Below are 25,792 nucleotides of genomic sequence, written 5' to 3'. Positions count from 1 at the left end.
GACCCGTTCATGACTTTGGGATTGAGTGACGAGGACCGCGAGCTTCGCGATTCCGTACGCGGCTGGGCAGCACGACACGCGACGCCCGAGGTGATCCGCGCGGCTGTCGACGCCGAGGCAGAAACCCGGCCGTCCTTCTGGGGTTCGTTCGCCGACCTCGGCATGCTGGGACTGCATCTGCCGGAAGACGTCGGCGGCGCCGGCTTCGGTTATCTCGAAACCGCTGTTGTCGCCGAGGAATTGGGCCGCGCCATGGTGCCCGGCCCGTTCCTCCCGACGGTGATCACGTCCGCGGTGCTGAACGAGTCGGGGCGTCGAGCAGAACTCGAGGGACTGGCGAACGGTGCACTCTTCGGTGCGGTGTCGCTGCAGCCCGGCCGGCTGCGCATCGTTCGCGACGGAGGCTCGGTCAGCTTGTCCGGCACATCGGGCGTCGTGCTCGGGGGCCAGGTGGCCGACGTGTTCCTGCTCGCCGCCGACGACGACGGCGAGCGCGCCTTCGTGGTGGTCGCTCGTGACCGCATCGGCGTCACGGACCTGCCGAGCTACGACGTGGTGCGGCGCAACGCCGAGATCACCGCGGACGGGCTTGTCCTCGCCGACGGTGACGTGCTGACCGTGGACCCCGACCGGGTACTCGACATCGCCGCAACGTTGTTCGCAGCCGAGGCGGCCGGCCTCGCGGACTGGGCCACCACCACCGCGGCGGACTACGCGCGGGTGCGCCGGCAGTTCGGCCGTGTCATCGGCCAGTTCCAAGGCGTCAAGCACACCGTCGCACGAATGCTCTGTCACACCGAGCAAGCCCGCGTCACGACGTGGGATGCCACTCGCGCACTGGGCGAGGACATCTCTGCCGGCGAGGCCTCGCTCGCCGTAGCCGTCGCTGCGTCCGTCGCCCCGGAAGCGGCATTCCAGGTCACCAAGAGCTGCATCCAGGTTCTCGGCGGTATCGGTTACACCTGGGAACACCCCGCCCACCTCTACATGCGGCGCGCTCAGTCTCTGCGAATCCTGCTGGGTTCCACGGCTTCCTGGCGTCGCCGGGTGACTGCTCTCACGCGCGAAGGTGCCCGCCGGGTGCTCACCGTCGAACTTCCACCCGAGGCGGAGCAGATCCGAGCGGACGTCCGCGCCGAACTCGAGCCTGCCACCCTGCTCGACGATGTGAAGCAGAAGGCGTATCTGGCGGAGAAGGGCTACACCACACCGCACCTTCCCGAGCCGTGGGGCAAGGCTGCCGACGCCGTCACACAACTCGTCATCGCCGAGGAGTTGCGCGCAGCAAAGCTCACACCACACGACATGATCATCGGCAACTGGGTGGTACCGACACTGATCGCGCACGGCAACGCCGAGCAGATCGAACGGTTCGTCCCGCAGTCGTTGCGCGGCGACCTCGTGTGGTGCCAGCTCTTCTCCGAGCCCGGTGCCGGCTCCGACCTCGCGTCCCTGTCCACCAAGGCCGTCAAAGTCGACGGCGGCTGGAAGCTGAACGGGCAGAAAGTATGGACATCGATGGCGCGGGTCGCGGACTGGGGCATCTGCCTCGCCCGCACCGACGTGGCCGCACCCAAGCACAAGGGTCTGTCCTACTTCCTGATCGACATCAAGAACACCGAAGGTCTCGACATCCGGCCGTTGCGGGAGATCACCGGTGAAGCACTGTTCAACGAAGTATTCTTCGACGACGTGTTCGTGCCCGACGAATGCCTGGTCGGTGAGCCCGGCGACGGGTGGAAGCTCGCACGCACCACCCTCTCCAACGAGCGGGTGTCCCTCTCGCACGACTCCACGTTCGGGGCGGGCGGCGAGGCCTTGCTTGCACTGGCGGAGAACGCGCCCGGAGGACCGGACGACGAGCAGCTCACCGTCCTCGGCAAGGTGCTGAGCGACGCGCAGTCCGGTGGCCTGATGGGGCTGCGCGCCGCCATTCGCTCCTTGAGCGGTGGCCAACCGGGTGCCGAGTCGTCGGTCTCCAAGCTGATGGGTGTCGAACACATCCAGCAGGTCTGGGAACTCGCGATGGACTGGGCCGGTCCCGCCTCGCTGGTCGGTGAGCAGGATCGCTCGTCCGCAACGCACATGTTCCTCAACGTGCAGTGCATGTCCATTGCCGGGGGTACGACGAACGTCCAGCTCAACATCATCGGCGAGCGGATCCTCGGGCTGCCCCGCGATCCCGAACCCGGAAAGTGAACGCACCATGCCTATCGACGTGAACGCCGCACTGACGGCCACCCCCACGGTCCGCGAAGCCGGCTGGACCGAGCGGGACGTGATCCTCTACCACCTCGGTCTGGGTGCGGGTGTCGACTCGCTGGACCCGGCCGAGCTGGGATGGGTCTACGAGAAGAACCTGCGGGTCCTTCCCACATTCGCCATGGTTGCGGGACAAGGAGTCTCGGCCGGCGCGGTCACACCCGCCGGGTTGAATCTGCCGGGAATCGACATCGACCTGCGCAAGATCCTTCACGGCGGGCAGTCCCTCACCGTGCACGCCCCCATCCCGGTCTCGGGCGCCGCGACGATCTCGTCGCGTGTCGCCGACGTGTGGGACAAGGGCAAAGCGGCGGTGATCGTGCTCGAGCAGTCCGCGCAGGACTCCGGTGGAAACCCGTTGTGGACCACAGCGATGCAGATCTGGGCGCGAGGCGAGGGCGGCTTCGGTGGCGATGCCGGGCCTGATACGTCGAACGCAGTGCCGGAGCGGAGCGCGGACAAGGTCCTCGTGTCCCCGACGAGTACGCAGCAGGCACTGGTGTACCGGCTCAGTGCCGACATGAACCCTCTGCACGCGGACCCGGCATTCGCGAAGATGGCAGGTTTCGACCGGCCGATCCTGCACGGGCTCGCCTCGTACGGCATCGTCTGCAAGGCGGTGGTCGACGGCGTGCTCGACGGAGACCCCACCCGTGTCCGGACGTTCTCGGTGCGGTTCGCCGGATCGTTGTACCCCGGAGAGACGATCGAGACCGCGGTGTGGCGCGACGGCGACACCCTCACCGTGCTCGCGACCTGCCCCGAGCGCGACGGGCAACCGGTGCTCACCCACGCCACGATGGAGATCCGATGAGAGTCGATCCGAACGTCCACCCCACCGTCGGGAATGCGCCCGACGGCACGATTCTGACGTCGGCCCCGCAGGACACCGCCGTCGATCGGGCCACTGCCGCCGCTCGGCGCGTGGTGGACGCACTTCTGCGCACCGATCGCACCAACGCGAATCTCGAGCGGGTCGCGGAGGAGCTCGACAACATCGCCGAGCATCTCGAGGAGCACGCCCCGGAAGTGCAGGAGCGGCTGATCGACATGTGGCACGGGGAGGGTGTCACCCGGCACGATCCCGTCACCGGGCCGGAGAATGCGCTGGCGCCGCCGTTGGTGCTCGCCGGTCGTGCGGACGGATCGGTGGAAGGGGTTGTCACGCTGACATTCCCGTATCAGGGTCCGCCCGGCCACGTGCACGGCGGTGTCTCGGCGCTGCTCATCGACCACACCCTCGGCGTCGCGAATGCCTGGGCAGGACGCAGCGGGGCGACCGCGCAACTCAACGTCAGGTACCACCGCCCCACCCCGTTGTTCGAACCGCTGACCGTGACCGGCCGGCTGGTTCGGCAGGACGGTCGCAAGATCGAGACGGTCGGGGAGATCAAGACCGCGGACGGCGCCGTATGTGTCTCCGTGGAGGCACTTTTCATCGACAAGACCGTTCCCCGTCCCCGCTGACGGCAGCGACAGACCGACATCACAGATCTGGAAGGAAGCGGCATGGGGAAGCTGGACGGACGGGTGGCAGTCGTCACCGGAGCGGGCATGGGCATCGGCCGCGGTGTCGCGGGCGCGCTGGCGCGCGAAGGCGCGACCCTCCTGGTCGCCGAGGTGGACGCGGAGGCGGGTGCCGACACCGCACGCCTGCTCACTGAACGGTGGGGTGTCCGTGCGGAGTTCGTCCGCACAGACGTCACCGACCGTGAGCAGGTGCACGCCATGGTGGACACGGCCGTCCGGGAGTTCGGCCGCCTCGACATCCTGGTCAACAATGCTTGGCGTTCACTGGGTTTCGCGCGAATGGAGAAGACGCCGGAGGACAGCATGCAGGCCGGCTTCGACATGGGCGTGATGGCCGCGTTCTGGGCGATGCAGCGCGCATACCCGGAGTTGGCCCGGCACGGAACCGGGCGGGTGATCAACATGTGCAGTCTCAACGGCGTCAACGCGCACATGTACTCGGTGGCGTACAACGCCGCGAAGGAGGCGCTACGCAGCATGACTCGCACCGCTGCGCGTGAGTGGGCGCCGAAACAGGTGTGTTGCAACGTCATATGCCCCGGCGCGCAAAGTGCGGCATACCGGCGGGTTGCGGAGGCCGATCCGCAGATGGCAGCGACCCAGGCCGCGGCGAACCCGATGGGCCGGATCGGTGACCCACTCGACGACATCGGCACCGTCGCGGCGTTCCTCGCGAGCGACGACTCCCGCTACCTGACCGGCAACACGCTGTTCGTCGACGGCGGCAGCCACATCAACGGTGTGCAGTGGGCGCCGAACGTGGACTAGGTCGTCTGTCCGGTACCGAACTCGTCAATCGACCTTGATGCGCTCGGTCGCGGTGTAGACGTTCATCGTGTCGCCGCGAAGAAAACCGACGAGCGTCAGTCCCGACTCGGCGGCAAGGTCCACCGCGAGGGACGACGGTGCCGAGACCGCCGCGAGCATCGGCACCCCGGCCATGACCGCTTTCTGGACGAGTTCGAACGACGCGCGCCCGCTCACCATGAGCACGCTGTCGGAGAGCGGGACCCGGTCGTCGGTGAGGGCCCAGCCGAGCACCTTGTCGACGGCGTTGTGCCGGCCGACGTCCTCACGCACAGCGAGTAGTTCGCCGTCCGGAGTGAACAGCGCCGCGGCGTGCAGGCCGCCGGTGGAGGCGAACACCTGCTGCTTCCCGCGCAGGGTGTCGGGCATCGTCGTGAGGGTCGCGGCCGCGAGCATGGGTGACTCCGCGTCGGTGAGCGGAAAGCGGGTACGCGTGCGCACCTGATCCAGCGACTCCTTGCCGCACACGCCGCACGCCGAGGTGGTCGCGAAGGAGCGTCGGCCGACCCCCTCGCCGACCGTGACCCCGGGGGCCAGCGCGACGTCGAGGACGTTGTAGGTGTTGGCGCCGTTCTCGTCTACCCCGTTGCAGTACCGGACCGCGGCCACGTCCTCGCGCCGTCCGATCATTCCTTCGGCCAGGAGAAATCCGTGCACCAGATCGATGTCGTGTCCAGGGGTCCGCATCGTGACGGTCAGCGCGTCGCCGCCGAGTCGTATCTCGAGCGGTTCCTCGACGGCGAGGGTGTCGGGTCGCCGCGACACCCGGTCGGCAGTGATGCGAAGAACGGGTCGACGGGCGGTCACACGTCCCATCGTTCACCTCCGGGTGCCGGTGCCGGGAACTCCGGCACCTCTGTCGTCGCAGTGCTGGCAGTGCTGTTCGAAGTCATGTCCGCGGGTCGTGCGTCAGGCCTTCGGTTCGTTCCCTCACCGTGAGCGGCAGCTCTCCGGCGGGGGTCGTCTTCCAACGATACGGAACGTGTCGCCGCGTCGCTCCCACGCGGTGCGATGTGAACGATGCGCTGGTGAGGCGGCGGCCGGTACGGCTCCGCGCCCGAGCGCCCGTTGCGGTGGACGCGGGCAGACTCCCCGCACCGTAACGAAATATTCACGGCGTGAGGCGTACAGGGTTACATGCTGCGTCCACTCTCGGGGAACGGTGATGAACAAGGTAAGACAGTCGCCGATCGACCGGCCGAAAGGTCATCCCTCAGGACTGGACAAGGTGGACACCTATGGAACAGGCACTCGCTGCCGCGGACACCGCGTGGATACTGGCGGCGTTCACGGCCGTCGCACTGATGGTCCCGGGCCTCGCGCTGTTCTACGGCGGCATGCTCGGCGTCAAGAGTGCGCTCAACATGATCATGATGGTGCTCGGTGGCTTCGCCGTCGCCGGCGTGGTGTGGGTTTTCTTCGGCCCCGCGGCTGTGCTCGGTGACAGCGTCGGCGGACTCGGCCTCATCGGTAATCCGTTCACCGACATCGGACTCGGCTCGCTGCTCGAAGAAGACCCCGCCGGTGGGATTCCGGCGGCCCTGACAGCCGCATTCCATCTGCTGTTCGCAGGAATCACAGTGGCGATCATCGCCGGCGCTGTCGCGGACCGTATGAAGTTCTCCGCGTGGCTCGTGTTCTCCGGGGTCTGGGTGGTCCTCGTGTACTTCCCGGTGGCGCACTGGGTGTTCGCATTCGACGACGAGGACGCCGGTACCAAAGGCGGCTGGATCGCGAATACGCTCGGCGCGCACGACTTCGCCGGAGGCACCGCCGTGCATATGAACGCCGGGGTTGCAGCGCTCGCGGTCGCACTCGCGCTCGGTGCCCGGCGGGGCTTCCCGCACGTGGCGCGCCCCCACAACCTTCCGCTGGTCGTGCTCGGCGGCGGCATCCTGATGTTCGGATGGTTCGGATTCAACGGCGGTTCCGCGGGCGGTGCCAACCACACCGCAGGTGTCGTGGTGCTCAACACCATGATTGCCGCCGTCACCGGACTGCTGGGCTGGATCCTCGTCGAACGCATCACGGACAAGCACGCCACCACACTCGGCGCGGTGTCGGGCATGATTGCCGCCCTGGTCGGCATCACGCCCGCTGCGAGCCTCGTCTCCCCACTCGGTGCCCTCGCGATCGGTGTGGTCTCGGGTGCGGTCAGCTGCTTCGCGGTGGGATGGAAGTTCAAGATGGGTTACGACGACTCGCTCGACGTCGTCGCGATCCACCTGATGGGCGGTGTCGTCGGCACGACACTCATCGCGTTCATTGCCACGGCTGCTGCCCCGGCCGGCGTCGACGGCTTGTTCTTCGGTGGAGGCATCGATTTCCTCGGCCGCCAGATCGTCGCGATGGCCGCGGTCTTCGCGTACTCGTTCGCCGTGACCTTCCTGATCGCCAAGATCCTCGACAAGATCATGGGTATCCGGGTCGATGCCGAAACCGAGAAGATCGGTATCGACGTGCCGGTGCACGGTGAAACCGCGTACGTGATGGATTCTTTCGCGGCCGGAACGCCGTCGAAGATGCGCCCCTCCGACTTCGCGGAAGACCGCGACATCGTCGTTCCCACGACCTGACGGTCACGCCACGAGATCGTGCACGGATGATGCGCCCCCGCCGGTTCCCCCGGCGGGGGCCTCGTCATCCCTGGTGGTTGTCCGGGTACGCCGTCACCGCGAGGAAGCGGATCGGCAGTGTGACGAGTTCGTTCGGGCCGTGCACGCCCTCGCCGTCGAGCAACAGCGAATCGCCGGCCGTGAGGCGGTACTCGGAATCGCCGTGGCCGTAGACCATTTCACCCTCGAGCATGTACAGCAATTCGGTGCCGGGGTGCTGGAAGAGAGGGAAGATGTCGCTCGCGTCGGTGAGGGTCACGAGCACCGGTTCGAGACGCTGGTGCTGACCGCGGAGCGCACCGAGCAATTCGTAATGATGGCCGGCGCGGGTGCCGCGTCCGACGATCTCGGCGCCCTGGCCGCTCTTGGTGAACACCGCCTCGCGGTGTGCGTCGGCACCCCGGAAGAGGGAGGTGACGGGCACGTCGAGACCCGCGGCGAGCCGTGCGAGGGTGGACAGACTGCACGACGTCTGAGCGTTCTCGATCTTCGAGAGCATCGCCTTGGAGATGCCCACCTTCGTAGCCATGTCACCGACGGACAGTCCACTGGCCAGGCGCAGCGCCCGCACCTGGTGTGCAATGGCCCGTTCGAGATCGACGCCCGTGGGGGTGTCCCGGGGGACCTCGCGGCCGGAGGTGTCGTGGAGGATGGCGCGGTCCGGTGTGGTCATATCGGCAGACTACAACCTGTTTCCCGGCAGTAGACAGCCAACGGCACCTCCGACCGGAGCATCGGAGGTGCCGTTGGGGAAGCAGGGTCAGAACGCTCGTCCGGGAATCCATTCGGTGCCCGCGAGGGGCACGCGGGCCATCGCCGCGGATTCGATCGTCAGGGCCACCAGGTCCTGCGGTTCGAGATTGCGCAGGTGCGACTTGCCGCACGCGCGGGCGATGGTCTGTGCCTCCATCGTGAGGACACGCAGGTAGTTCGCGAGCCGCCGCCCACCCTCGATCGGATCGAAATTGCGCTGCAGTTCCGGGTCCTGCGTCGTGATGCCCGCGGGATCCTTGCCGTCCTGGAAGTCGTCGTAGAAGCCTGCGGCCGAGCCCAGTTTCGCGTACTCCGCCTGGTACTTCGGATCGTTGTCACCGAGTGCGATCAGCGCGGCCGTCCCGATCGCGACGGCGTCGGCGCCGAGGGCCATCGCCTTCGCGACGTCGGCGCCCGACCGGATACCACCGGAGACGATGAGCTGTACACCACCCGGAGTGCGGTGCATGCCCATCTCCTGCAACGCCTGCACGGCCTGAGGGATGGCAGCGAGCGTGGGGATCCCGACGTGTTCGATGAAGACATCCTGGGTCGCGGCCGTGCCGCCCTGCATGCCGTCGACGACGATCACGTCCGCGCCGGCCTTCACGGCGAGTTTGACGTCGTAGTACGTGCGCGTGGCGCCGACCTTGACGTAGATCGGCTTCTCCCAGCCGGTGATCTCCCGGAGTTCGATGATTTTGATCGCGAGGTCGTCGGGTCCGGTCCAGTCGGGGTGCCGGCACGCGCTGCGCTGGTCGATACCGACGGGCAGTGTCCGCATTCCTGCCACCCGCTCGGTGATCTTCTGGCCGAGCAGCATTCCACCGCCGCCGGGCTTGGCGCCCTGGCCGAGCACGATTTCGATGGCGTCGGCCTTGCGCAGGTCGTCGGGATTCATCCCGTACCGAGACGGAAGGTATTGGTACACCAGATATTTGGATTGGCCGCGTTCCTCCGGTGTCATGCCGCCGTCTCCGGTGGTGGTGGAGGTGCCGACCTCACTCGCGCCGCGTCCGAGCGCATCTTTCGCGCCGCCCGAGAGGGCGCCGAAACTCATTCCGGCGATGGTGACGGGGATATCCAGGTGAAGAGGGTACTTCGCATGACGATCCCCGAGGACGACATCGGTCTCGCACTTCTCCCGGTACCCCTCCAGTGGGTATCGCGACATCGACGAACCGAGGAACAGCAGGTCGTCGAAGTGCGGGACCTTGCGTTTGGCGCCCCAGCCACGGATGTCGTAGATGCCGGTGTCGGCGGCACGCTGGATCTCGTGAATGACGTTGCGGTCGAAGGTCGCCGATTCGCGCAGACCGGGCCGGAATGTCATGGAAGTCTCCTCGCTGTCGAGCGGGTCGGGATCAGTACGCGGACGCGTTGTCCACGTGGAAGTGGTAGAGGGTGCGGGCGGAGCCGTACCGGGTGAACTCGGTGGGATCAACGTCGAAGCCGGCCGCGTCGAGCAGTTCCCGGAGTTCCGCGAGATGTTCGGCTCGCATCGGTTTGGCGATGCAGTCTGCTCCGAGGGAGGCGACGGTGCCACGTACGTAGATGCGTGCTTCGTACAGCGAATCGCCGAGCGCCTCGCCCGCGTCGCCCAATACGACCAGTCGTCCGGCCTGCCCCATGAACGCGCTCATGTGGCCGATGTTGCCGCCCACGACGATGTCGACGCCTTTCATCGAGATCCCGCAGCGAGCGGCGGCGTTCCCTTCGATTACGAGCAAGCCGCCGTGGGCGGTGGCTCCGGCGGACTGGGACGCGTCCCCGGTCACCCGCACCGTGCCCGACATCATGTTCTCCCCGACGCCGACGCCTGCGTTGCCGTCGATCGTCACGCGGGCGTGCTGGTTCATCCCGGCTGCGTAGTAGCCGACGTGTCCGGAGATGTGCACATCGATGGGCCGGTTCAGTCCGCATGCCAGTGCGTGCTGCCCCTGCGGATCGGTGACGTGCACAGTCGAGGGTGCCTCGGTCGCCTGGAGCGCCGTGTTGAGTTCCCGGGTGGTGGTCACGTCGAGGTCGTAGGTGGCGGTAGTGGGCAGCGTGTCGGTGGGCAGCGTGTCGGCGGTCATGGGTTTCTCCGGCGTCGAAGGGGCAGCGGCAGGGCGGGTCCGGTCAGCGGTGCCATACGTAGACCCGTTCGGGTTCGGGTTCGAAGATGTGTGCGTCCGAAATTCCGGGAAGGTGTGCGAGAGCGCGGAATTCGGATGCCATCGCCACATAGGAATCCGTTTCCGCCACGACGGCAGGTTTGCATGCGATCGGGTCGCGCACCACCGCGAACGAATCGGCCGTCGAGACGAGCAGCGTGTAGAAACCGTCGAACCGCTCACCGAGCAGACGCAGCGCCTTGTCGAGGTCTGCTCCGTCGGCGAGCTGCTTGGCCACGAAGCGTGCACCTACTTCGGTGTCGTTCTCGCTGTCGAACACCACGCCCTCGTCCTCCAGTTCCCGTTTGACGGAAAGATGGTTCGAAAACGAGCCGTTGTGCACCAGGCACTGGTCCGGTCCCACGGCGAACGGATGGGAACCCGCCGCGGTCACCGCGGATTCGGTGGCCATGCGGGTATGGCCGACGCCCTGACGACCCGACGCCCGGGGGAGCCCGAACCGCTCGGCCAGCAGCAACGGGTTGCCCATTCCCTTGAGGACGGTGACCTCGTCGCCGAAACCGATCACGGTCGCGCCCGGGTCCACCCGGCGAACGGAATCGGCCAGCACCGCGGCCGGAATCGGCGCATGGACCACGGTGGTGGGGGAGACGTCGATGCCGGTGACGGATGCGCCAAGCACATTCCCCAGGGCGCCGGCAAGATTCGCCGACGCTCCCAGAACGGAGACCGAGGAGTGTCCCGCGGGGGAGAACGTCGGATCTCCGTAGATGGCGACGCCCGCCGAGTCCGGCCCGCGGTCCACCATTCGGCCCAGCATGCCTGTCAGCAGGTGGCCCAGACGTGGTTCGAGTGAGGCGTCACGGAGGTGAAGCCCGACAATTCCGCACATGTCTTCTCCTGGTCGGTATCAGAAAGCGGTCAGGTAGTTGTCGATCTCCCACGGCGTCACGGTGTTGTGCCACTGGAAGAATTCCTCGCGTTTGAGGGAGGTGAAGTAGTCCGCGACCCCGGGGCCGGCAGCATCGAGTGCTGCGGTGACGACGGGATCGTCGGCGAGGGCGTCCATCGCGTGCAAGAGCGTCATCGGCAATGCGTCGGAGGCGACGCCCGCACCCGGCGCACCCGGGTCGAGTCCGCGTTCGACACCGTCGAGTCCGGCGGCCACCGTCGCAGCGATCGCAAGATACGGATTGGTGGAGCCGTCACCGCCCCGCAGTTCGATGCGGTGCGAGTCCGGAACCCGGAGATAGTGCGTGCGGTCGTTGCCGCCGTAGGTCGCACGACGCGGCGACCATGTAGCGCCGGATGTCGTTGCGGTCGCCCCCGTGCGTTTGTAGGAGTTGACCGTCGGTGCCAGCACGCCCTGCAGGGCACATGCGTGATCGAGAATTCCGCCGATGAAGGAATAGGCCAGGTCGGACAGTCCCAGCCCGCGCGGGTCTGCGGCGTCGGGGAAGGCGGCGGTGTCGCCGTTCCAGAGCGAGATGTGCATGTGCATTCCAGTTCCGGTGCGGTCGGCGAACGGTTTGGGCATGAACGTCGCGGTCATGCCCCGCTGTTCGGCGAGGACGGAGAGGAGATAGCGCAGCGTGATGACGCGGTCGGCGGTGGTCAGGGCGTCGGCGAACTTGAAGTTCTGTTCGAACTGCCCGTTGCCGTCCTCGTGGTCGTTGGCGTAGTTGCCCCATCCGAGAGTGTTCATCGCAGACGAGATCGACGTGAGGTGTTCGTACATCCGCGTCACGTCGCGCGCGTCGTAACACGGCTGCCGGGACGTGTCTCGAAGATCTGCCGTGCGCAGGGCGCCCTGTTCGTCTCGTTGGACGAGGAAGTACTCGACCTCTGCGCCGATCTTGACGCTCAGCCCCTTGCGCGCCGCGTCGGCGAGGACCTTCTCGAGAACGACTCGTGGGGCGAACGGCCACGGCACGCCTTCCACCTGGGGGTTGCAGTGGACGAGCGCGAGGCCGTCGCGGATGAAGGGGATGGGCGTGAACGAGGAGAGATCGGGGATCGCGACGAGGTCGGGATCTTTCGGCACCTGGCCGATGGAGCCTGCGGCGTAGCCGGCGAACCCGACACCCTCGTTCTGGAGTTCGTCGGCCGACTCGACCGGAACCAGCTTGGCACAGGGCTTTCCGGACAAGGTCGTGAAGACGGCCAGGATGAAGCGGGTGCCGGTGGCGCGGGCGAGGGACGCGAGATCTGTGGCGTGGTCCGGGATGGTGCCGGACGCAGAACTCGGGTGCGGATGACCGTTCGTCGACTGCAACCGCCGGGAGATGAGGTCGCTGGCTTCGAGCGTCATGGGAACTCCTGGGATTCGGCGGCGGGGTTTCCTGATGTGAATCACTGTCGAATGTAATGAAACATAACATGCATGACGAAGGCGTTACGGAGCGGAGAAACGTTCGTGACGCTCCGCCCCGTTCCCGGGCCGGATATCGACGCGCTAGCTGCCCCAGTGAGCCGGCGGTGAGAGGCGGTGCGGGAGCGCGGTGTCCGCACTACCCCGGGCGGCCGCAATCTGTGGCTGCGTCACATACAGCGCGGTCGAAAGGTCTGCGCCCTCGATCCGGGCGTCCCGCAGGTCGGCGCCGAGGAGATCGACCCCGGCCGGGGTGCTTCCCCGCAGATCTGCCGCGATCAGACACGCGCCTCTGAGATCGACGCCGCACAGGCTGCGCGCGCGCAGATCTCTGCCCGCCAGGTCGGCACCCGGATATGCGTAGGACACGGTTTCTCGTGCGTCTGCGCCATACCCGGCGCGCACTTCTTCGCTGATCTGCCGGAGCATTAGGGCGACACGGGCATGGAGTGAGTTCACGTCTGTCGACAACAGCGCGTCGAGGTTTCCGCGCGCCGTGCACGCAACGAGTTCGGCGAGATGCTGCGCCGCTCGCGCTGCGTCGGGATCGAAGGTGCGTGCCCGAGCCTCCGCGAGGTGCCAGAGCATCTCGTGTAGTTGCCGCACGACCGCGAAAGCGGCAAACATCGTGCGACGATCCTGCAAGTTCCGATCCGGCTCGGTGCCGTGGAAGAGGCGTTGGGAGACCGCTTGGCCGGCGCCGAAGCAGTCGAAAGCCGCACACCCGCGGAACCCCCTGGCGTGCAACGACCTGTGGATTCCGCACGAATGGTCCGGCTCGAGGTTCGGGCACGGTACACCGGCAGGCTTGTCGATGGGGAAGTCCGCCGATCTCGAGAATCCGAAAGCGTTACAACACAGCGCGAAACAGTTCGAACAGTCGGCTTCGAGTTCCGAGGAGAGCGGGATGGTGACGGGCATGGGTGCTCCAGAAGGTGATGTGGGTGCGAATCGGGGAGCGGGGAACCAGCGTCCGGTTCCCTGTCGAAACACACGGAATCACCACACCGCGGAGAAGCGACGAGAAGTCGTCGCGGTGGGTTCGGCTCACAGAGACAGCATGCGTATCACTGCCGACACCGTAACAAGCGCTGAGGCCGACCATCAAGATGCGTGTGGAGTTGCGCGCGCGGCCTCACCCGCAGCCGTCTAGCGCATCTCACCGGCGCCCGCGTAGGGGTGCAGACTCGCCAAGGGCTTGCCCTCGCCGAATCGCGAAAACCGGAAGTCGTCGCCGTCCACCTCGGGCGTGCCGGAGATGCCGTCGAGCAGTAGATCGGCGGCCAATCGCCCGACGGCGGGAGAGATCTTGTAACCGTGGCCACTGAAGCCGACGAGCAGGAACAGGCCGGGAGCGGGGGATGGGCCGATGATGGGGTTGTAGTCGGGCGTGACGTCGTAACAACCGGCGTAAGACGACGCCAGCCGCGGGTCGGGCATATGGGGGAGCAGGCGGTCCAGTTTGCTGATCGCGGTGGCAACGACGTCGTCGTCGGCGCGGTTGGAATAGCTGTCCGGATCGGCCCACTCGGGGGTCGAGTGGTCACTGTTGCCGACGAGCAGGTCGCCGTTCGGTTCGCGTCGGATGTACTGCAGATTCACCAGATCCGAGAATGCGGGCACATCCGGGGTGGGTGATCCCTGGTCGACGAGCAGAATCGACTCGCGTTGCACTCGCACGGGGACGTCGATGCCGGCGGTGGCGCCGAGCGTCGGTGACCATGCTCCCGTCGCGAGCACCACTGTGTCCGAGTGGATTTCGGATCCGTCGGCGAGATGGACACCGTAGACCTCGCCGTTCTCGCGCTGTAGAAGGGAGGTGACCTCGGTCGACTGCCGGATTCGGACCCCGAGCCGTCGTGCCTGCGCGGCGTAGGCCATACCCGTCATATACGCGTCGCCGTGCCCTCCGAGGGGTTCGTAGGCGAACGCAGCGAAATCGGCGAGGGCGATACCGGGCCACATGTGCGCGACCTCGTCGGCGTCGATCGACTCCACGGGTACGCCCAGGTCGCGGTGCATCTCGGTGTTGGCCGTCAAGGGTGCGACGTTGTTCGCACCCACTCCCACGATGTACCCGGTCTGCCGGAAGCCGATGTCCGTACCGAAGATCTCGTCGGCAGCCGAGAAGACCTGAACCCCGTGCCAGGCCATCGCCGCGAGCGATCGCACGCCGTAGTGGCAGCGGACGATCCCGCTCGATTTCCCGGTCATGCCGGAACACAGCGTGTTTCGCTCGAGAACGAGGATGTCGGATTCACCACGTTCGGCCAGTGACCAGGCTGCGGCCAGTCCTTCGAGTCCGCCACCGACGATCACTACACGGGCGCTCTCTGTCATCGGGTCCTCCACACTCAGGCGCGTTTCGTAAGAATAGACAGAGTTGCATAGGAAGAAACGGAACGGAACCTCAGCGTGTCACATCGATGTAAAACCTGGGCCGGTACCGTCGATGATGTGAGCGTGACTGTGCGTCCGGCGACGAAGACCGATGTCCCTGCCATCGCAACTGTGCTGGCGGATGCGTTCTTCGACGACCCGGTGATGGCGTGGATGTGGCCCGACGAAGGACGTCGTGAGCATGGGCTACGACGATTCTTCGCTGCCGAAGCCCGATTTCATTCCGTGCCGGTCGGCGGTGCCGACATCGCGGAGAGGGACGGGATCGTCGGAGGTGCCGCATTGTGGGCGCCCCCCGGTGCGTGGAAGCCGTCGGTATGGCAGTCGCTTCGCATGTGGCCCCGGCTCGCGGTCGCGCTCGGCACTCATCCGCGCGTCGGAATCGCATTCAGCGCTGCACTCGACGCCGTTCACCCCGCCGAACCGCACTGGTACCTCTCGACGCTCGGTAGCGCGTCGCACTCGCGCGGCGGGGGATTCGGTGGCGCCCTACTCCGCTCACGACTCGACCGGTGCGACGCGACGCACGCGCCTGCCTATCTCGAATCCAGCAAGGAAGTGAACATCGGTTACTACGAGCGCTTCGGATTCGAGGTCACCCGCGAGATTGTGATTCCCCGTGGGGGGCCCACCCTGTGGGCGATGTGGCGGAATCCGCGCTGAGCGACAGAGGACTCGATCGCGCTGTCATAAGCTCCACTTCCGGAGGATCTCGTCGCGGCCAGTGGAACCCGGTACGAGACGGGGGACGGGAACCGGACGTCGCTGGGAGCGCCACCATGCTGTTGTGGCGTGCGACCGCAGGACTTCGACAGTGCGAGCGATGGCTTCGGGGTCGCGCAATTCGCGACGCGCGTCGGGGTTTTCCATGTAGTGCTCGACCGCTGCGTCGATGATCTCGGGAGAGATCCTGAAGGGCCTGCGGTCGACAAACACAACCACCACCGCTCCGTGGATTGGCGAGCGGAGTTGGGTGACCGTTTTGTCGATGCCCCTCCACAGGCGGGGAACTCGCGAGGAAAGAACTGCCTGGTTGTCGGGTCTGAGCCAGACGAGAAGGGATTTCCAGTGGGTATTGGCCTGGACGATCGAGAGGCTGTCCCAGGGTATCCACGCGTCGAGAGCGTAACCCCGGAGGTGGAGTCCATCGTGGCGGACGGCGATGTAGCCTGGGCGGATGCGTCCGAGCAGGATCAGCGCACCGACGCCTGCTTGGTAGCCGCAGGTGACGAGGAGAACGAGTGCCCAGGTGCCCAGATCGAAATCCCTGTCGGCGGGATATCGAGAGGGGCCCGACTCGGCAGCTCTCACCAGGAACACCACCATGGCGGTGACAGCAGGGAGTGCTACGAACATGGAAAGGTTGAATAGCAACCTCGATCTCCGGAGCAGGAGAGCCGGTATGCCTTCGTCTGTTCCGACGAGGATGTCGGAACGGCGGGTTCGGGGGCTGTGCATGAGCACGAAGCAGATCGGGACGAGGCCGGTGAGGATCCCGAACGCGATTGCAGCGCCGAGCGAATCGGCAACGAAGGACGGACCGGGTGCGAACCTGTATGGCCCGGGGTCCGCCGATGCTTGCCAGAGGACGGAAACCAAAGCGGCGTTGGCGAAAACCATGAGGGCGTTGCCGACCAGAAAGAGGCCGTAGGTCTTCAGAGTGCCGTACACCTTCTGCCGGCCAGAGCCGTCAGCGTCCAGCGGTACCTCTTCAAGTGCCATCGGTAAGCCCACCTCGCACGGCTCTTCCGAGATCCACCAACGCATCTATTGCTTCGACCGCTTCGCGGCGTCCCGCATCGAGCGTGCTGAGAATTGTCGCGGAGGAATCCTCGTAGACGTGGTCGACGCTGCCGGCAGTCACGATGCCAACCGCTGTTCCAGCGAGTGCACCGAAGAGCGTTCCCGCTCCGGGCAAGGCCGACCCCAGAAAGGCTCCCGCGGCAATGGATGCTGCGAGCCCGGCCGAATTCGATACCACAGCCTGCTCGAGAGGCTCACCGGCGAAGTAGTCGATTCCCGCACCGGCAAGAAGGCCCACGGCGCCGGTCCCACTGCCAGCCCGGTCGGGATGGGCGCCAGATCGCCGCGCTTCGCGATCGTGGAGGCGAGATCGTCGGTGGATGCTTTCGCCTGTCCGAACAGGCGCCGCACCTCGTCGTACGGGGTACCCGGTGCGAGGTCGAGCACCGCCTGCATGGACCGCGCCGAATGTTCGAGACACATGGTCGCTCTCCTCGCCAACCGTTCGACGCGTTCGCGTAGTTCGGCAGTCAGGTAGTCGAACCCGGTGGTGGTAGTGAACAATGCGGCCCAGGCGGGACTCGTCCACCGGTGGGTGACCTCTGCGATATCGCGCGCCCACCGGCGGTGCACATCCGTTGCGGCATCCGCGATCTCGTCGTACATGCGAAGCGCATCCTCCGATTGCGGGCCGGGATCGAGGATGGTGTTGCACACGACAGGAAGCCCGGCACCCGCCGCACGTTCGCGTAGGTCGGACATTTCGGCCAGAGCCGAAGCGAGCGCAAGGGACAGCTGATCGAAGTCGTCGGCAGCGGTGAGCACTTTCGCGTGCATCGCGTCGATGGCCTGCACGACACGAGATGCCTCGCGCAGGTACCGGTCGGATGCTTCACCGTCCCATGCATCGTCGGCGATGCGACGCGCGGCGGCGACGTCGTCCCCGAGTGCTGCAACGGCCGCAACGAGGTTGTGGCGGATCAGGTCGCCGACGCGCGAGATCTCGGCGGGATCGCCGTCGATGTAGGTATCGATCGGCACGGCTCACTCGTCCCGGTCGGGCCATGCAGTGGCGATTCGCTCAGCGGTGTCGGCGTCACTGTCGCGGTACGCGTCGGCACACGCGGCCAGCATTCCCGCAGTGACTCCGAGGGTCTGCACGAGACCGGCGACATCCGCAGCAGCCCGTCCGAGCACTCCGACGAGCGCGGCGGTCGCCGCGCCTGCCTGCACAGTGTCGGGGAGCGCATCGAGGACGGTCGCCGCGGCGTGGGCGGAGTCTTCGTATCGTGCTGCGGCGCGGTGGAGTTCGCTCGGATCGACGTGCAGGCTCAACGCGTCGCCTGCCGGCGCCGCGTGTTCCCGTTGCCCCGGACTCGGTACTCACGGTCGTACGGCGCTCGGGCACAGGGTATTTGCAGAAGCGGTGGCAGTGCATGCGACGGCAAGGTCACGACGATCCCCCCTGATCGGTCGGCGACGCCGGACCCCCCGGTCGGCGACATCGGCGACAGGGTATCAAGATCGAATCGGTTGTGCGATGCGGGCGCAGCGACTACGCCCCGTGACTACGGCGCTCAGGCACCCTGCCACACGGTGTCGAACGGCGTGTGCCCCGAAACCCGGCCCTTGATGCCCTTGGTGACGAAGTCCTTCGCGTTCTGTACCGCGCGAGTGACGTCGGTGCCTTTCGCGATTTCCGCGGTGATCGCGGCGGCGAGAGTGCACCCGGCACCGGAGACCCGCTCGCTGCCGATCTTGGGCGCCGACAGCAGCGTCACCTCCCGGCCGTCGAACAGCACGTCGACGGCGTCGTCACCGGCGAGTTCGACGCCGCCCTTCGCGACGACGTACTGCGGGCCGAGGTCGTGGATGCGACGCGCGGCTTCGACCAGGTCGTCGACCGAGTCGATGCTGTCCATGCCGGACAGGGTGCGGGCCTCGAAGAGGTTGGGGGTCACCACGGTGGCGTGGGGGAGTATCTGGGTGCGCAGCGCGTTGTCGGTATCGAGTGCCGCTCCGGGTTCCTGTCCTTTGCAGATCAGGACCGGGTCGAGCACGACATGCCGCCAGCTCTTCTTGCTGAGAGTGTCCGCAACCACGTCGATTGTTGCCGGAGTTCCGAGCATGCCGATCTTCACGACGTCGAGGTCGTGGGCTGCCGTCGCAGCTTGGATCTGGTCGGCGATGACCTGCGGGTCGATCGGTACGAACCGGTGACCCCAGTTGTTCTCGGGGTCGAACGACACGATGCAGGTGATGGCACCGACGCCGTACACGCCGAGTTGCTGGAACGTCTTGAGGTCCACCTGCAGCCCGGCACCGCCGGTGGCTTCCGATCCGGCGATGACGAAGGCGAGATCGACCACGATGAGTTCTCCGTTCGGCTGGGATGATCGCGGATGCATCAGCGATCGTGTAGCAGGCGTCCCAGCCTAACAACCGGGACAGCGGGGCCCGCAGGGGTCATCGGGTGAAACGCCCGATGTGTACGGTCCGCGTCCGGCAGCATGGAGGCATGTGACGGCGTAGGCGGGGATGATGACACGATTCTTCGGAGTGATGCTGGTGCTGGTGGCAGTCGTCGCTGCCGGTTTCTATTTCGCGTTGCGCGGCCTCTCCGATTCCGATTCGACGCGGACCGTCGACGACACCCGGGTGCTCCTCGACGGCACTCCCACCACGTGCGGTGAACTGTTCGGCACACCGTGCAGCGTGGCGATGCAGACCACGTACAACCGGATCGCGCCCGGACTCGACGGATTCGTGCGCGGAGCCGATCTCGGTCCGTGGGTGGCAACGATCGACTTCGACGAGACGGCCGCACTCCTCGTCGAAGCGTGCAGCCTGATCGGTCAGCCGGGGCAAACGCAGCTCGAGTTCGTCGATCTCGCCCGGGTCTGGCACCCGGAAGCGGGAAGCCCGGAGCTGTTTCCCTTCTGGAATCGTGCGCGCGAGGGTCTGTGCCCGCCTCCGGCCTGACACACACGCAGGGCGCGTCCCCGACGTTAGGGTTTCGGGCATGACCGCCTTCGACGATCTCGACGACTACCTTGCGCTGCCGCGTGCCACAAGCCTCGTGATGTCACCCGACGGCACCCGGCTGGTACTCGCGCAATCAGTGCTCGACGAGAAGGCCACGGCGTACACCGGGGCACTGTGGGAAGTCGATCCCACCGGCCGCGAACCCGCCCGCCGGCTGACGCACGGCGTGACGGGCGAATCGAACCCGACGTTCACGGCCGACGGCGACCTGCTGTTCATCGCATCCCGAGGGGACGGCGACCCGGCGTCGCTGTGGCGCCTCCCCGCGGCCGGAGGCGAAGCCGCACCCGTGGCCACACGCAAGGGTGGCATCGCGACGGTGCACGCCGCGACAACTGCGGATCGCATCGTCGCCACCGCGAGCGTGTTCGGGCACCGGGACAGCGACGACGAACGTATTCGCACCGCCCGCGACGACGCGAAGGTGACCGCGATGCTGCACACCGGATATCCGGTCCGGTACTGGGATCACGATCTCGGACCGGACCGCCCCCACCTGCTGACCGTGCCTGAACGCGGAGAACTCGTCGACCTGACACCCGGCATCCGCGGTGCTCTGCGCGACGCGCAACTCGATGTCGCCGCCACCGGGTCGTTCGCCGTGTCGACCTGGGTCGTGCCCGGCCCGCGCGCGTCCCGGCGGACCACCCTCGTGCGGATCGACCTCGGCACCGGGCTGCGCACGCCGCTCGTCGACGATCCCACCGGAGAAGCGCTCCACCCCGCGATCTCGCCCGACGAGACCCGGCTCGCCTACCTGCACGAGGCGACGAGCGATCCCGACACGCCCCTGAAGACGACGTTGCGCATACTCGACCTCGCGGGCGGCACCACCACCGTCGCGGCACCCGGATGGGACCGTTGGCCTACCTCGATCGCATGGCTTCCCGACGGGTCCGGACTCGTCCTCACCGCAGACGACCACGGACGCGCCCCCATCTTCGTACTCCGCTCGGGAGCCGACCGCCCCGACGCTCTCACCGGCGGGGACGAGGCCTACACCGATGTGCGTGTCGCACCCGACGGCACCGCTCTCTACGCGCTGCGCGCCTCGTACCGCATGCCGCCGCACCCCGTCCGCATCGCCCTGACGGGACCCGACGCCGGCACCGTGACTCCGTTGCAGGCACCCACCGAGCTACCGGACCTACCCGGCCGGCACACCGAGATCACCACGACCGCTGCCGACGGAACCGCGCTGCGTGGATGGCTCGTGCTGCCCCACGACGCGACGGAGGGCACGCCCGCCCCGCTGCTGCTGTGGATTCACGGTGGACCGCTGGGGAGTTGGAACACCTGGTCGTGGCGATGGAATCCGTGGCTGCTGGTCGCGCGCGGATACGCCGTGTTGCTCCCGGATCCCGCACTGTCCACCGGGTACGGCGAGGAGTTCATCCGGCGGGGCTGGGGAAGGTGGGGGCGCGAACCGTACAGCGACCTCATGGCGATCACAGACGAGGCCGTCGCACGTCCCGACATCGACTCCGACCGCACCGCGGCGATGGGCGGATCGTTCGGCGGCTACATGGCCAACTGGGTGGCCGGGCACACCGATCGGTTCCGCGCGATCGTCACCCACGCCGGTTTGTGGGCGCTCGACCAGTTCACACCCACCACCGACGTCGCCTGGTACTGGCAGCGGGAGATGACCCCGGAGATGGCGGTGGAGAACTCCCCACACCTGTTCGTCGCGGACATCGTCACACCGATGCTGGTCATCCACGGTGACAAGGACTATCGCGTGCCCATCGGAGAGGCGCTGCGTCTCTGGTACGAGTTGCTCGACGAGTCGGGGCTGCCCGCGGAGGACGACGGAACCACGGTGCACCGGTTCCTGTACTTCCCGTCCGAGAACCACTGGGTGCTCAGCCCCCAGCACGCGAAGCTCTGGTACCGGGTTGTCGAAGCCTTCCTGTCCGAGCACGTGCTGGGCCGGCCGGTCGAACTACCGGAGATGCTGGGCTGAGGGTTGGTGCGGACGGGTCCCGGACGCGGGCGGCGGCGGACGGGCCGTGTCCAGCCGGTTTGTGCTCGACGCTTACGATTGGCTGGTGACCAGTGCGCCAGAGAACCCCCAGAATCCCGCAGATGCCCTCCCCAAGAGCTGGGACCCCAGCGCTGTCGAGGCCGAGCTCTATCAGGGGTGGGTGGACGCCGGTTACTTCGAGGCGGACCCGGGAAGCGACAAGCCCGGCTACTCCATCGTGCTCCCGCCCCCGAACGTCACGGGCAGCCTGCACATGGGTCACGCGCTCGACCACACCCTGATGGACGCGCTGACCCGTCGCAAGCGCATGCAGGGCTGTGAGGTGCTCTGGCTCCCAGGTATGGACCACGCGGGCATCGCGACCCAGACCGTGGTGGAGAAGCAACTCGCCGTCGACGGCAAGACGAAGGAAGACTTCGGCCGCGAGCTGTTCATCGACAAGGTGTGGGAGTGGAAGCGCGAATCCGGCGGCACCATCCAGGGCCAGATGCGACGTATCGGCGACGGCGTCGACTGGTCGCGTGATCGCTTCACGATGGACGAGGGTCTCTCCCGCGCCGTGCAGACGATCTTCAAGCGCATGTACGACGACGGCCTGATCTACCGTGCCGAGCGCCTGGTCAACTGGTCACCGGTGCTGCAGACGGCGATCTCCGACATCGAGGTCAAGTTCGAGGAGGTCGAAGGCGAACTCGTGTCGCTGCGCTACGGCTCGCTCGACGACGCCGAGCCGCACGTCATCGTCGCCACCACCCGTGTCGAGACGATGCTCGGTGACACCGCGGTCGCGGTGCACCCCGAGGACGAGCGCTACAAGCACCTCGTGGGAACCACGATCTACCACCCGATCACCGGACGGCAGATCCCGGTGATCGCCGACGAGTACGTCGATCCCGAATTCGGGACCGGTGCGGTGAAGATCACCCCCGCGCACGATCCCAACGACTTCGAGATGGGGCTGCGACACAACCTGCCGATGCCCACCATCATGGACAAGACGGGCAAGATCGCAGACAGCGGAACACGTTTCGACGGAATGGACCGCTTCGAAGCACGTGTGAAGATTCGTGAGGAACTCGCCGAACAGGGCCGCGTCGTCGCCGAGAAGCGCCCGTACATCCACAGCGTCGGCCACTCCGAGCGGTCCGGCGAGACCATCGAGCCGCGCCTGTCGATGCAGTGGTGGGTCAAGGTCGACAAGCTTGCCGGAGCCGCCGGCGACGCAGTGCGTAACGGCGACATGGTCATTCACCCCAAGAGCCAGGAACCGCGCTGGTTCGCCTGGGTCGACAACATGCACGACTGGTGCATCTCGCGGCAGTTGTGGTGGGGTCATCGCATCCCGATCTGGTACGGCCCCGACGGCGAAGTGCAGTGCTTCGGTCCGGACGAAACCGCACCCGAAGGCTGGGAGCAGGACCCCGACGTCCTCGACACCTGGTTCTCCTCCGGACTGTGGCCGTTCTCGACGATGGGCTGGCCCGACAAGACGCCTGAACTCGAAAAGTTCTACCCCACCAGCGTTCTCGTCACCGGCTACGACATCCTGTTCTTCTGGGTCGCCCGCATGATGATGTTCGGCACCTACGTCGCCGGCGACGACGCGGTGAACGGCGGCAAGGTGCCGTTCAAAGATTTGTTCCTGCACGGACTCGTGCGCGACCAGTTCGGCAAGAAGATGTCGAAGTCGCGCGGCAACGGCATCGACCCACTGGACTGGGTCGACCGTTTCGGCGCCGACGCACTGCGCTTCACCCTCGCGCGCGGCGCGAACCCGGGTGCCGACCTTTCCGTCGGCGAGGATCACGCACAGTCCTCCCGCAACTTCGCGAACAAGCTGTTCAACGCCACCAAGTTCGCGCTCATGAACGGCGCTGTGGTGAGCGAGGTCCCGGCGCGCGGCGACCTCACCGACGCCGACCGGTGGATCCTCGACCGGCTCGACCAGGTACGCGCAGAGGTCGACGAGGCCTTCGAGAAGTTCGAATTCTCCAAGGCGTGCGAGGCGCTGTACCACTTCGCGTGGGACGAGGTGTGCGACTGGTACCTCGAGCTCGCCAAGGTGCAGTTCGTGGACGGTGACGTCAGAAGCGCACACACCAAGGCCGTGCTCGGAACCGTGCTCGACCAGTTGCTGCGGATGCTGCACCCGGTCATCCCGTTCGTCACCGAAACACTGTGGAAGGTGCTCACCGGCGGCGAGTCGCTGGTGATCGCATCCTGGCCGGTCGCGAGTGGCGTGCCCGCCGACGCGGACGCACTGCGCCGCGTCGAGGACATGCAGAAGCTCATCACGGAGATCCGCCGGTTCCGCAGCGACCAGGGCCTCAAGCCGTCGCAGAAGGTCGCGGCCAGGCTCGAGGGGATCGACGGCGCGGACCTCGTCGCCCAGGTTCCCGCGGTGCGGTCGCTGGCGCGTCTCACCGATCCCGAGGACGGATTCGCAGCGACGGCGTCCATCGAGGTCCGTCTGTCCCGTGCGACCGTCACCGTCGAGCTCGACACCTCGGGCAGCATCGACATCGGAGCCGAAATCGCACGTCTGCGTAAGGATCTCGCCGCGGCGGAAAAGGATCTCGCGGCCACCTCCGGCAAGCTGTCCAACGATGCGTTCCTTGCGAAAGCGCCCGAGCCTGTCGTTGCGAAGATCCGTGCGCGCAAGCAGGTCGCCGAGGAAGAGATCGCTCGCATCGACGCGCGACTGAAGGAGTTGGGCCAGGCGTGACCACCGACAATTCCGGGGGACAGTCCCCGGTCGACGTCGCCGAACTGGCGCTGGTCGAGGCGGAACTCGACCAGCGCTGGCCCGAGACCAAGATCGAACCGTCGCTGGCGCGGATCGCGGCGCTGATGGACATTCTCGGTTCGCCGCAGAACAACTATCCGTCGATCCACGTGGCGGGCACCAACGGCAAAACGTCCGTCGCCCGGATGATCGACGCTCTGCTGACCCGGATGCATCATCGTGTGGGCCGCACTACGAGCCCGCACCTGCAACTCGCGACGGAGCGGATCAGTATCGACGGCGCGCCGGTGTCACCGCGCACCTATGTCGACACCTACCGCGACATCGAACCGTATGTGCGCATGGTCGACGAGCAATCCGAGGCGGCCGGCGGACCCAAGATGAGCAAGTTCGAGGTGACCACCGCGATGGCGTTCGCGGCGTTCGCGGACGCACCGGTCGACGTTGCGGTCGTGGAGGTGGGCCTCGGGGGACGCTGGGACGCGACCAACGTGGTCACCGGTCAGGTCGCGGTGATCACCCCGATCGGAATCGACCACACCGGATACCTCGGCGAGACGCTCACCGAGATCGCGGGGGAGAAGGCCGGAATCATCAAGAAGGCCCGGAGCGACGATCTGGTCCCGCGCGACACTGTCGCCGTCATCGCGCAACAGGAGCCCGAGGCGATGGACGTCCTGCTCCGGCAGGCCGTCGAAGCAGATGCCGCCGTTGCTCGCGAAGGCTCCGAGTTCGCGGTGGCGCGACGTGCCGTGGCCGTGGGAGGACAGCAACTCGACCTCCAGGGGCTCGGCGGGGTCTACACCGACATCTTTCTGCCGCTCCACGGTGAGCACCAGGCGCACAACGCCGTGGTGGCCTTGGCTGCCGTCGAAGCGTTCTTCGGCGCCGGCCCGCAGAAGCAACTCGACGTCGAGGCGGTGCGCGAGGCCTTCGCCTCGGTCGTCAATCCCGGACGCCTCGAGCGCGTGCGCAACGCACCGACCGTCTTCCTCGACGCGGCCCACAATCCGCACGGCGCGAAGGCGCTCGCGGCCGCGCTCGCCGACGAGTTCGACTTCCGCAAACTGGTCGGCGTGGTCAGCGTCATGGCCGACAAGGATGTGGCAGGTCTCATCGAGGCGCTCGAGCCGGTCTTCGACGAAATCGTCGTCACCCACAACGGCTCGCCCCGGGCGATGGACGTCGAGGATCTCGCGAACATCGCTGTCGCGCGGTTCGGCGACGAACGGGTCGTGACCGCGGGGACACTGCCCGACGCGATCGAGACCGCAATCGCGATCGCCGAGGAAGTCGGCGAACCCGGTGAGGCAGTATCGGGTGCGGGCGTCGTGGTGACCGGCTCGGTGGTGACCGCAGGTGCTGCCCGCAGTCTGTTCGGAAAGGAACCCGCGTGACCAACCAGAACCCGGCGGA

Annotated in this window: 23 protein-coding genes; 10 read left to right on the top strand and 13 right to left on the bottom strand. The window is 66.7% G+C overall.

What is annotated here, in order from left to right; all coding sequences use genetic code 11:
* Positions 1–9 precede the first annotated feature (9 nt).
* Genes ACFWU2_RS19055 through ACFWU2_RS19040 form a run of 4 tightly spaced genes read left to right on the top strand, consistent with a single transcriptional unit; the run spans position 10 to position 4,560 of the window.
* On the top strand, positions 10–2,199 hold the full coding sequence (locus tag ACFWU2_RS19055) for an acyl-CoA dehydrogenase (RefSeq protein WP_378609436.1): 2,190 nt from the start codon (positions 10–12) through the stop codon (positions 2,197–2,199).
* 7 nt (positions 2,200–2,206) lie between these two features.
* Complete coding sequence (locus tag ACFWU2_RS19050) at positions 2,207–3,076, top strand: MaoC/PaaZ C-terminal domain-containing protein (RefSeq protein ID WP_378609433.1); 870 nt, start codon at positions 2,207–2,209, stop codon at positions 3,074–3,076.
* The gene (locus ACFWU2_RS19045) at positions 3,073–3,729 is read left to right on the top strand and encodes a PaaI family thioesterase (protein WP_378609430.1); all 657 of its coding nucleotides are present in this window, start codon (positions 3,073–3,075) and stop codon (positions 3,727–3,729) included. The genes ACFWU2_RS19050 and ACFWU2_RS19045 overlap by 4 nt, the downstream gene beginning before the upstream one ends.
* A gap of 42 nt (positions 3,730–3,771) precedes the next feature.
* Positions 3,772–4,560, top strand: coding sequence for an SDR family NAD(P)-dependent oxidoreductase (locus ACFWU2_RS19040; protein WP_378609427.1), 789 nt, complete (start codon positions 3,772–3,774; stop codon positions 4,558–4,560).
* Between the two features lie 24 nt (positions 4,561–4,584).
* Here ACFWU2_RS19040 and fdhD read toward each other — a convergent pair whose 3' ends face one another.
* Entirely contained in the window at positions 4,585–5,415 is an 831-nt protein-coding gene (gene fdhD / locus ACFWU2_RS19035) for a formate dehydrogenase accessory sulfurtransferase FdhD (RefSeq protein ID WP_378609424.1), read from the bottom strand.
* A 422-nt stretch (positions 5,416–5,837) separates the two neighbouring features.
* Here fdhD and ACFWU2_RS19030 point away from each other — a divergent pair, with 422 nt between their 5' ends.
* Positions 5,838–7,175 carry an ammonium transporter gene (locus ACFWU2_RS19030; protein WP_378609421.1) on the top strand — a complete coding sequence of 446 codons (1,338 nt, stop codon included), beginning with the start codon at positions 5,838–5,840 and terminating at the stop codon, positions 7,173–7,175.
* Between the two features lie 64 nt (positions 7,176–7,239).
* On the opposite strand, the gene ACFWU2_RS19025 is transcribed toward ACFWU2_RS19030, so the two are convergent.
* From ACFWU2_RS19025 to ACFWU2_RS18995, 7 genes are all read right to left on the bottom strand, one after another.
* Positions 7,240–7,887: a helix-turn-helix domain-containing protein gene (locus tag ACFWU2_RS19025; RefSeq protein WP_378609418.1), complete on the bottom strand. Its 648-nt coding sequence runs from the start codon at positions 7,885–7,887 to the stop codon at positions 7,240–7,242.
* 87 nt (positions 7,888–7,974) lie between these two features.
* On the bottom strand, positions 7,975–9,300 hold the full coding sequence (locus ACFWU2_RS19020) for an FMN-binding glutamate synthase family protein (RefSeq protein ID WP_378609416.1): 1,326 nt from the start codon (positions 9,298–9,300) through the stop codon (positions 7,975–7,977).
* Positions 9,301–9,331: 31 nt separating this feature from the next.
* Entirely contained in the window at positions 9,332–10,045 is a 714-nt protein-coding gene (locus tag ACFWU2_RS19015; protein WP_378609413.1) for a protein glxC, read from the bottom strand.
* 43 nt (positions 10,046–10,088) lie between these two features.
* Entirely contained in the window at positions 10,089–10,976 is an 888-nt protein-coding gene (locus tag ACFWU2_RS19010) for a glutamine amidotransferase (RefSeq protein ID WP_378609410.1), read from the bottom strand.
* Between the two features lie 18 nt (positions 10,977–10,994).
* The gene (gene glnT, locus ACFWU2_RS19005) at positions 10,995–12,395 is read right to left on the bottom strand and encodes a type III glutamate--ammonia ligase (protein ID WP_378609407.1); all 1,401 of its coding nucleotides are present in this window, start codon (positions 12,393–12,395) and stop codon (positions 10,995–10,997) included.
* Positions 12,396–12,539: 144 nt separating this feature from the next.
* Entirely contained in the window at positions 12,540–13,082 is a 543-nt protein-coding gene (locus tag ACFWU2_RS19000; RefSeq protein WP_378609404.1) for a pentapeptide repeat-containing protein, read from the bottom strand.
* 522 nt (positions 13,083–13,604) lie between these two features.
* Positions 13,605–14,795: an NAD(P)/FAD-dependent oxidoreductase gene (locus ACFWU2_RS18995; protein WP_378609401.1), complete on the bottom strand. Its 1,191-nt coding sequence runs from the start codon at positions 14,793–14,795 to the stop codon at positions 13,605–13,607.
* Between the two features lie 117 nt (positions 14,796–14,912).
* On the opposite strand from ACFWU2_RS18995, the gene ACFWU2_RS18990 reads away from it, so the two are divergent.
* Positions 14,913–15,518: a GNAT family N-acetyltransferase gene (locus tag ACFWU2_RS18990; RefSeq protein ID WP_378609398.1), complete on the top strand. Its 606-nt coding sequence runs from the start codon at positions 14,913–14,915 to the stop codon at positions 15,516–15,518.
* Positions 15,519–15,542: 24 nt separating this feature from the next.
* Here the strand turns inward: ACFWU2_RS18990 and ACFWU2_RS18985 are convergent, their stop codons facing one another.
* The 5 genes from ACFWU2_RS18985 to thiD all read right to left on the bottom strand — a co-directional run bounded on the left by ACFWU2_RS18985 (position 15,543) and on the right by thiD (position 18,967).
* Entirely contained in the window at positions 15,543–16,577 is a 1,035-nt protein-coding gene (locus ACFWU2_RS18985; protein WP_378609395.1) for a hypothetical protein, read from the bottom strand.
* Entirely contained in the window at positions 16,567–16,719 is a 153-nt protein-coding gene (locus tag ACFWU2_RS18980; RefSeq protein ID WP_378609393.1) for a hypothetical protein, read from the bottom strand. Before ACFWU2_RS18980 ends, ACFWU2_RS18985 begins: the two co-directional genes overlap by 11 nt.
* Positions 16,716–17,639, bottom strand: a complete 924-nt coding sequence (locus ACFWU2_RS18975; protein WP_378609390.1) for a hypothetical protein — start codon at positions 17,637–17,639, stop codon at positions 16,716–16,718. Before ACFWU2_RS18975 ends, ACFWU2_RS18980 begins: the two co-directional genes overlap by 4 nt.
* A gap of 3 nt (positions 17,640–17,642) precedes the next feature.
* Positions 17,643–17,933, bottom strand: a complete 291-nt coding sequence (locus ACFWU2_RS18970) for a hypothetical protein (RefSeq protein ID WP_378609387.1) — start codon at positions 17,931–17,933, stop codon at positions 17,643–17,645.
* Between the two features lie 242 nt (positions 17,934–18,175).
* Positions 18,176–18,967 carry a bifunctional hydroxymethylpyrimidine kinase/phosphomethylpyrimidine kinase gene (thiD, locus tag ACFWU2_RS18965; protein WP_378609534.1) on the bottom strand — a complete coding sequence of 264 codons (792 nt, stop codon included), beginning with the start codon at positions 18,965–18,967 and terminating at the stop codon, positions 18,176–18,178.
* Between the two features lie 172 nt (positions 18,968–19,139).
* On the opposite strand from thiD, the gene ACFWU2_RS18960 reads away from it, so the two are divergent.
* The 4 genes from ACFWU2_RS18960 (at position 19,140) to ACFWU2_RS18945 (ending at position 25,773) form a co-directional block, all read left to right on the top strand.
* On the top strand, positions 19,140–19,580 hold the full coding sequence (locus tag ACFWU2_RS18960) for a hypothetical protein (protein WP_378609384.1): 441 nt from the start codon (positions 19,140–19,142) through the stop codon (positions 19,578–19,580).
* 40 nt (positions 19,581–19,620) lie between these two features.
* Positions 19,621–21,609, top strand: a complete 1,989-nt coding sequence (locus ACFWU2_RS18955; protein WP_378609381.1) for a S9 family peptidase — start codon at positions 19,621–19,623, stop codon at positions 21,607–21,609.
* A gap of 82 nt (positions 21,610–21,691) precedes the next feature.
* On the top strand, positions 21,692–24,355 hold the full coding sequence (locus tag ACFWU2_RS18950) for a valine--tRNA ligase (protein ID WP_378609532.1): 2,664 nt from the start codon (positions 21,692–21,694) through the stop codon (positions 24,353–24,355).
* The gene (locus tag ACFWU2_RS18945) at positions 24,352–25,773 is read left to right on the top strand and encodes a bifunctional folylpolyglutamate synthase/dihydrofolate synthase (protein WP_378609378.1); all 1,422 of its coding nucleotides are present in this window, start codon (positions 24,352–24,354) and stop codon (positions 25,771–25,773) included. Before ACFWU2_RS18950 ends, ACFWU2_RS18945 begins: the two co-directional genes overlap by 4 nt.
* Positions 25,774–25,792 lie beyond the last annotated feature (19 nt).

It is taken from the genome of Rhodococcus sp. NPDC058639, from assembly GCF_042717545.1.
Lineage (GTDB): Bacteria > Actinomycetota > Actinomycetes > Mycobacteriales > Mycobacteriaceae > Rhodococcus.
This window is presented reverse-complemented; position numbering and strand designations above follow the sequence as displayed.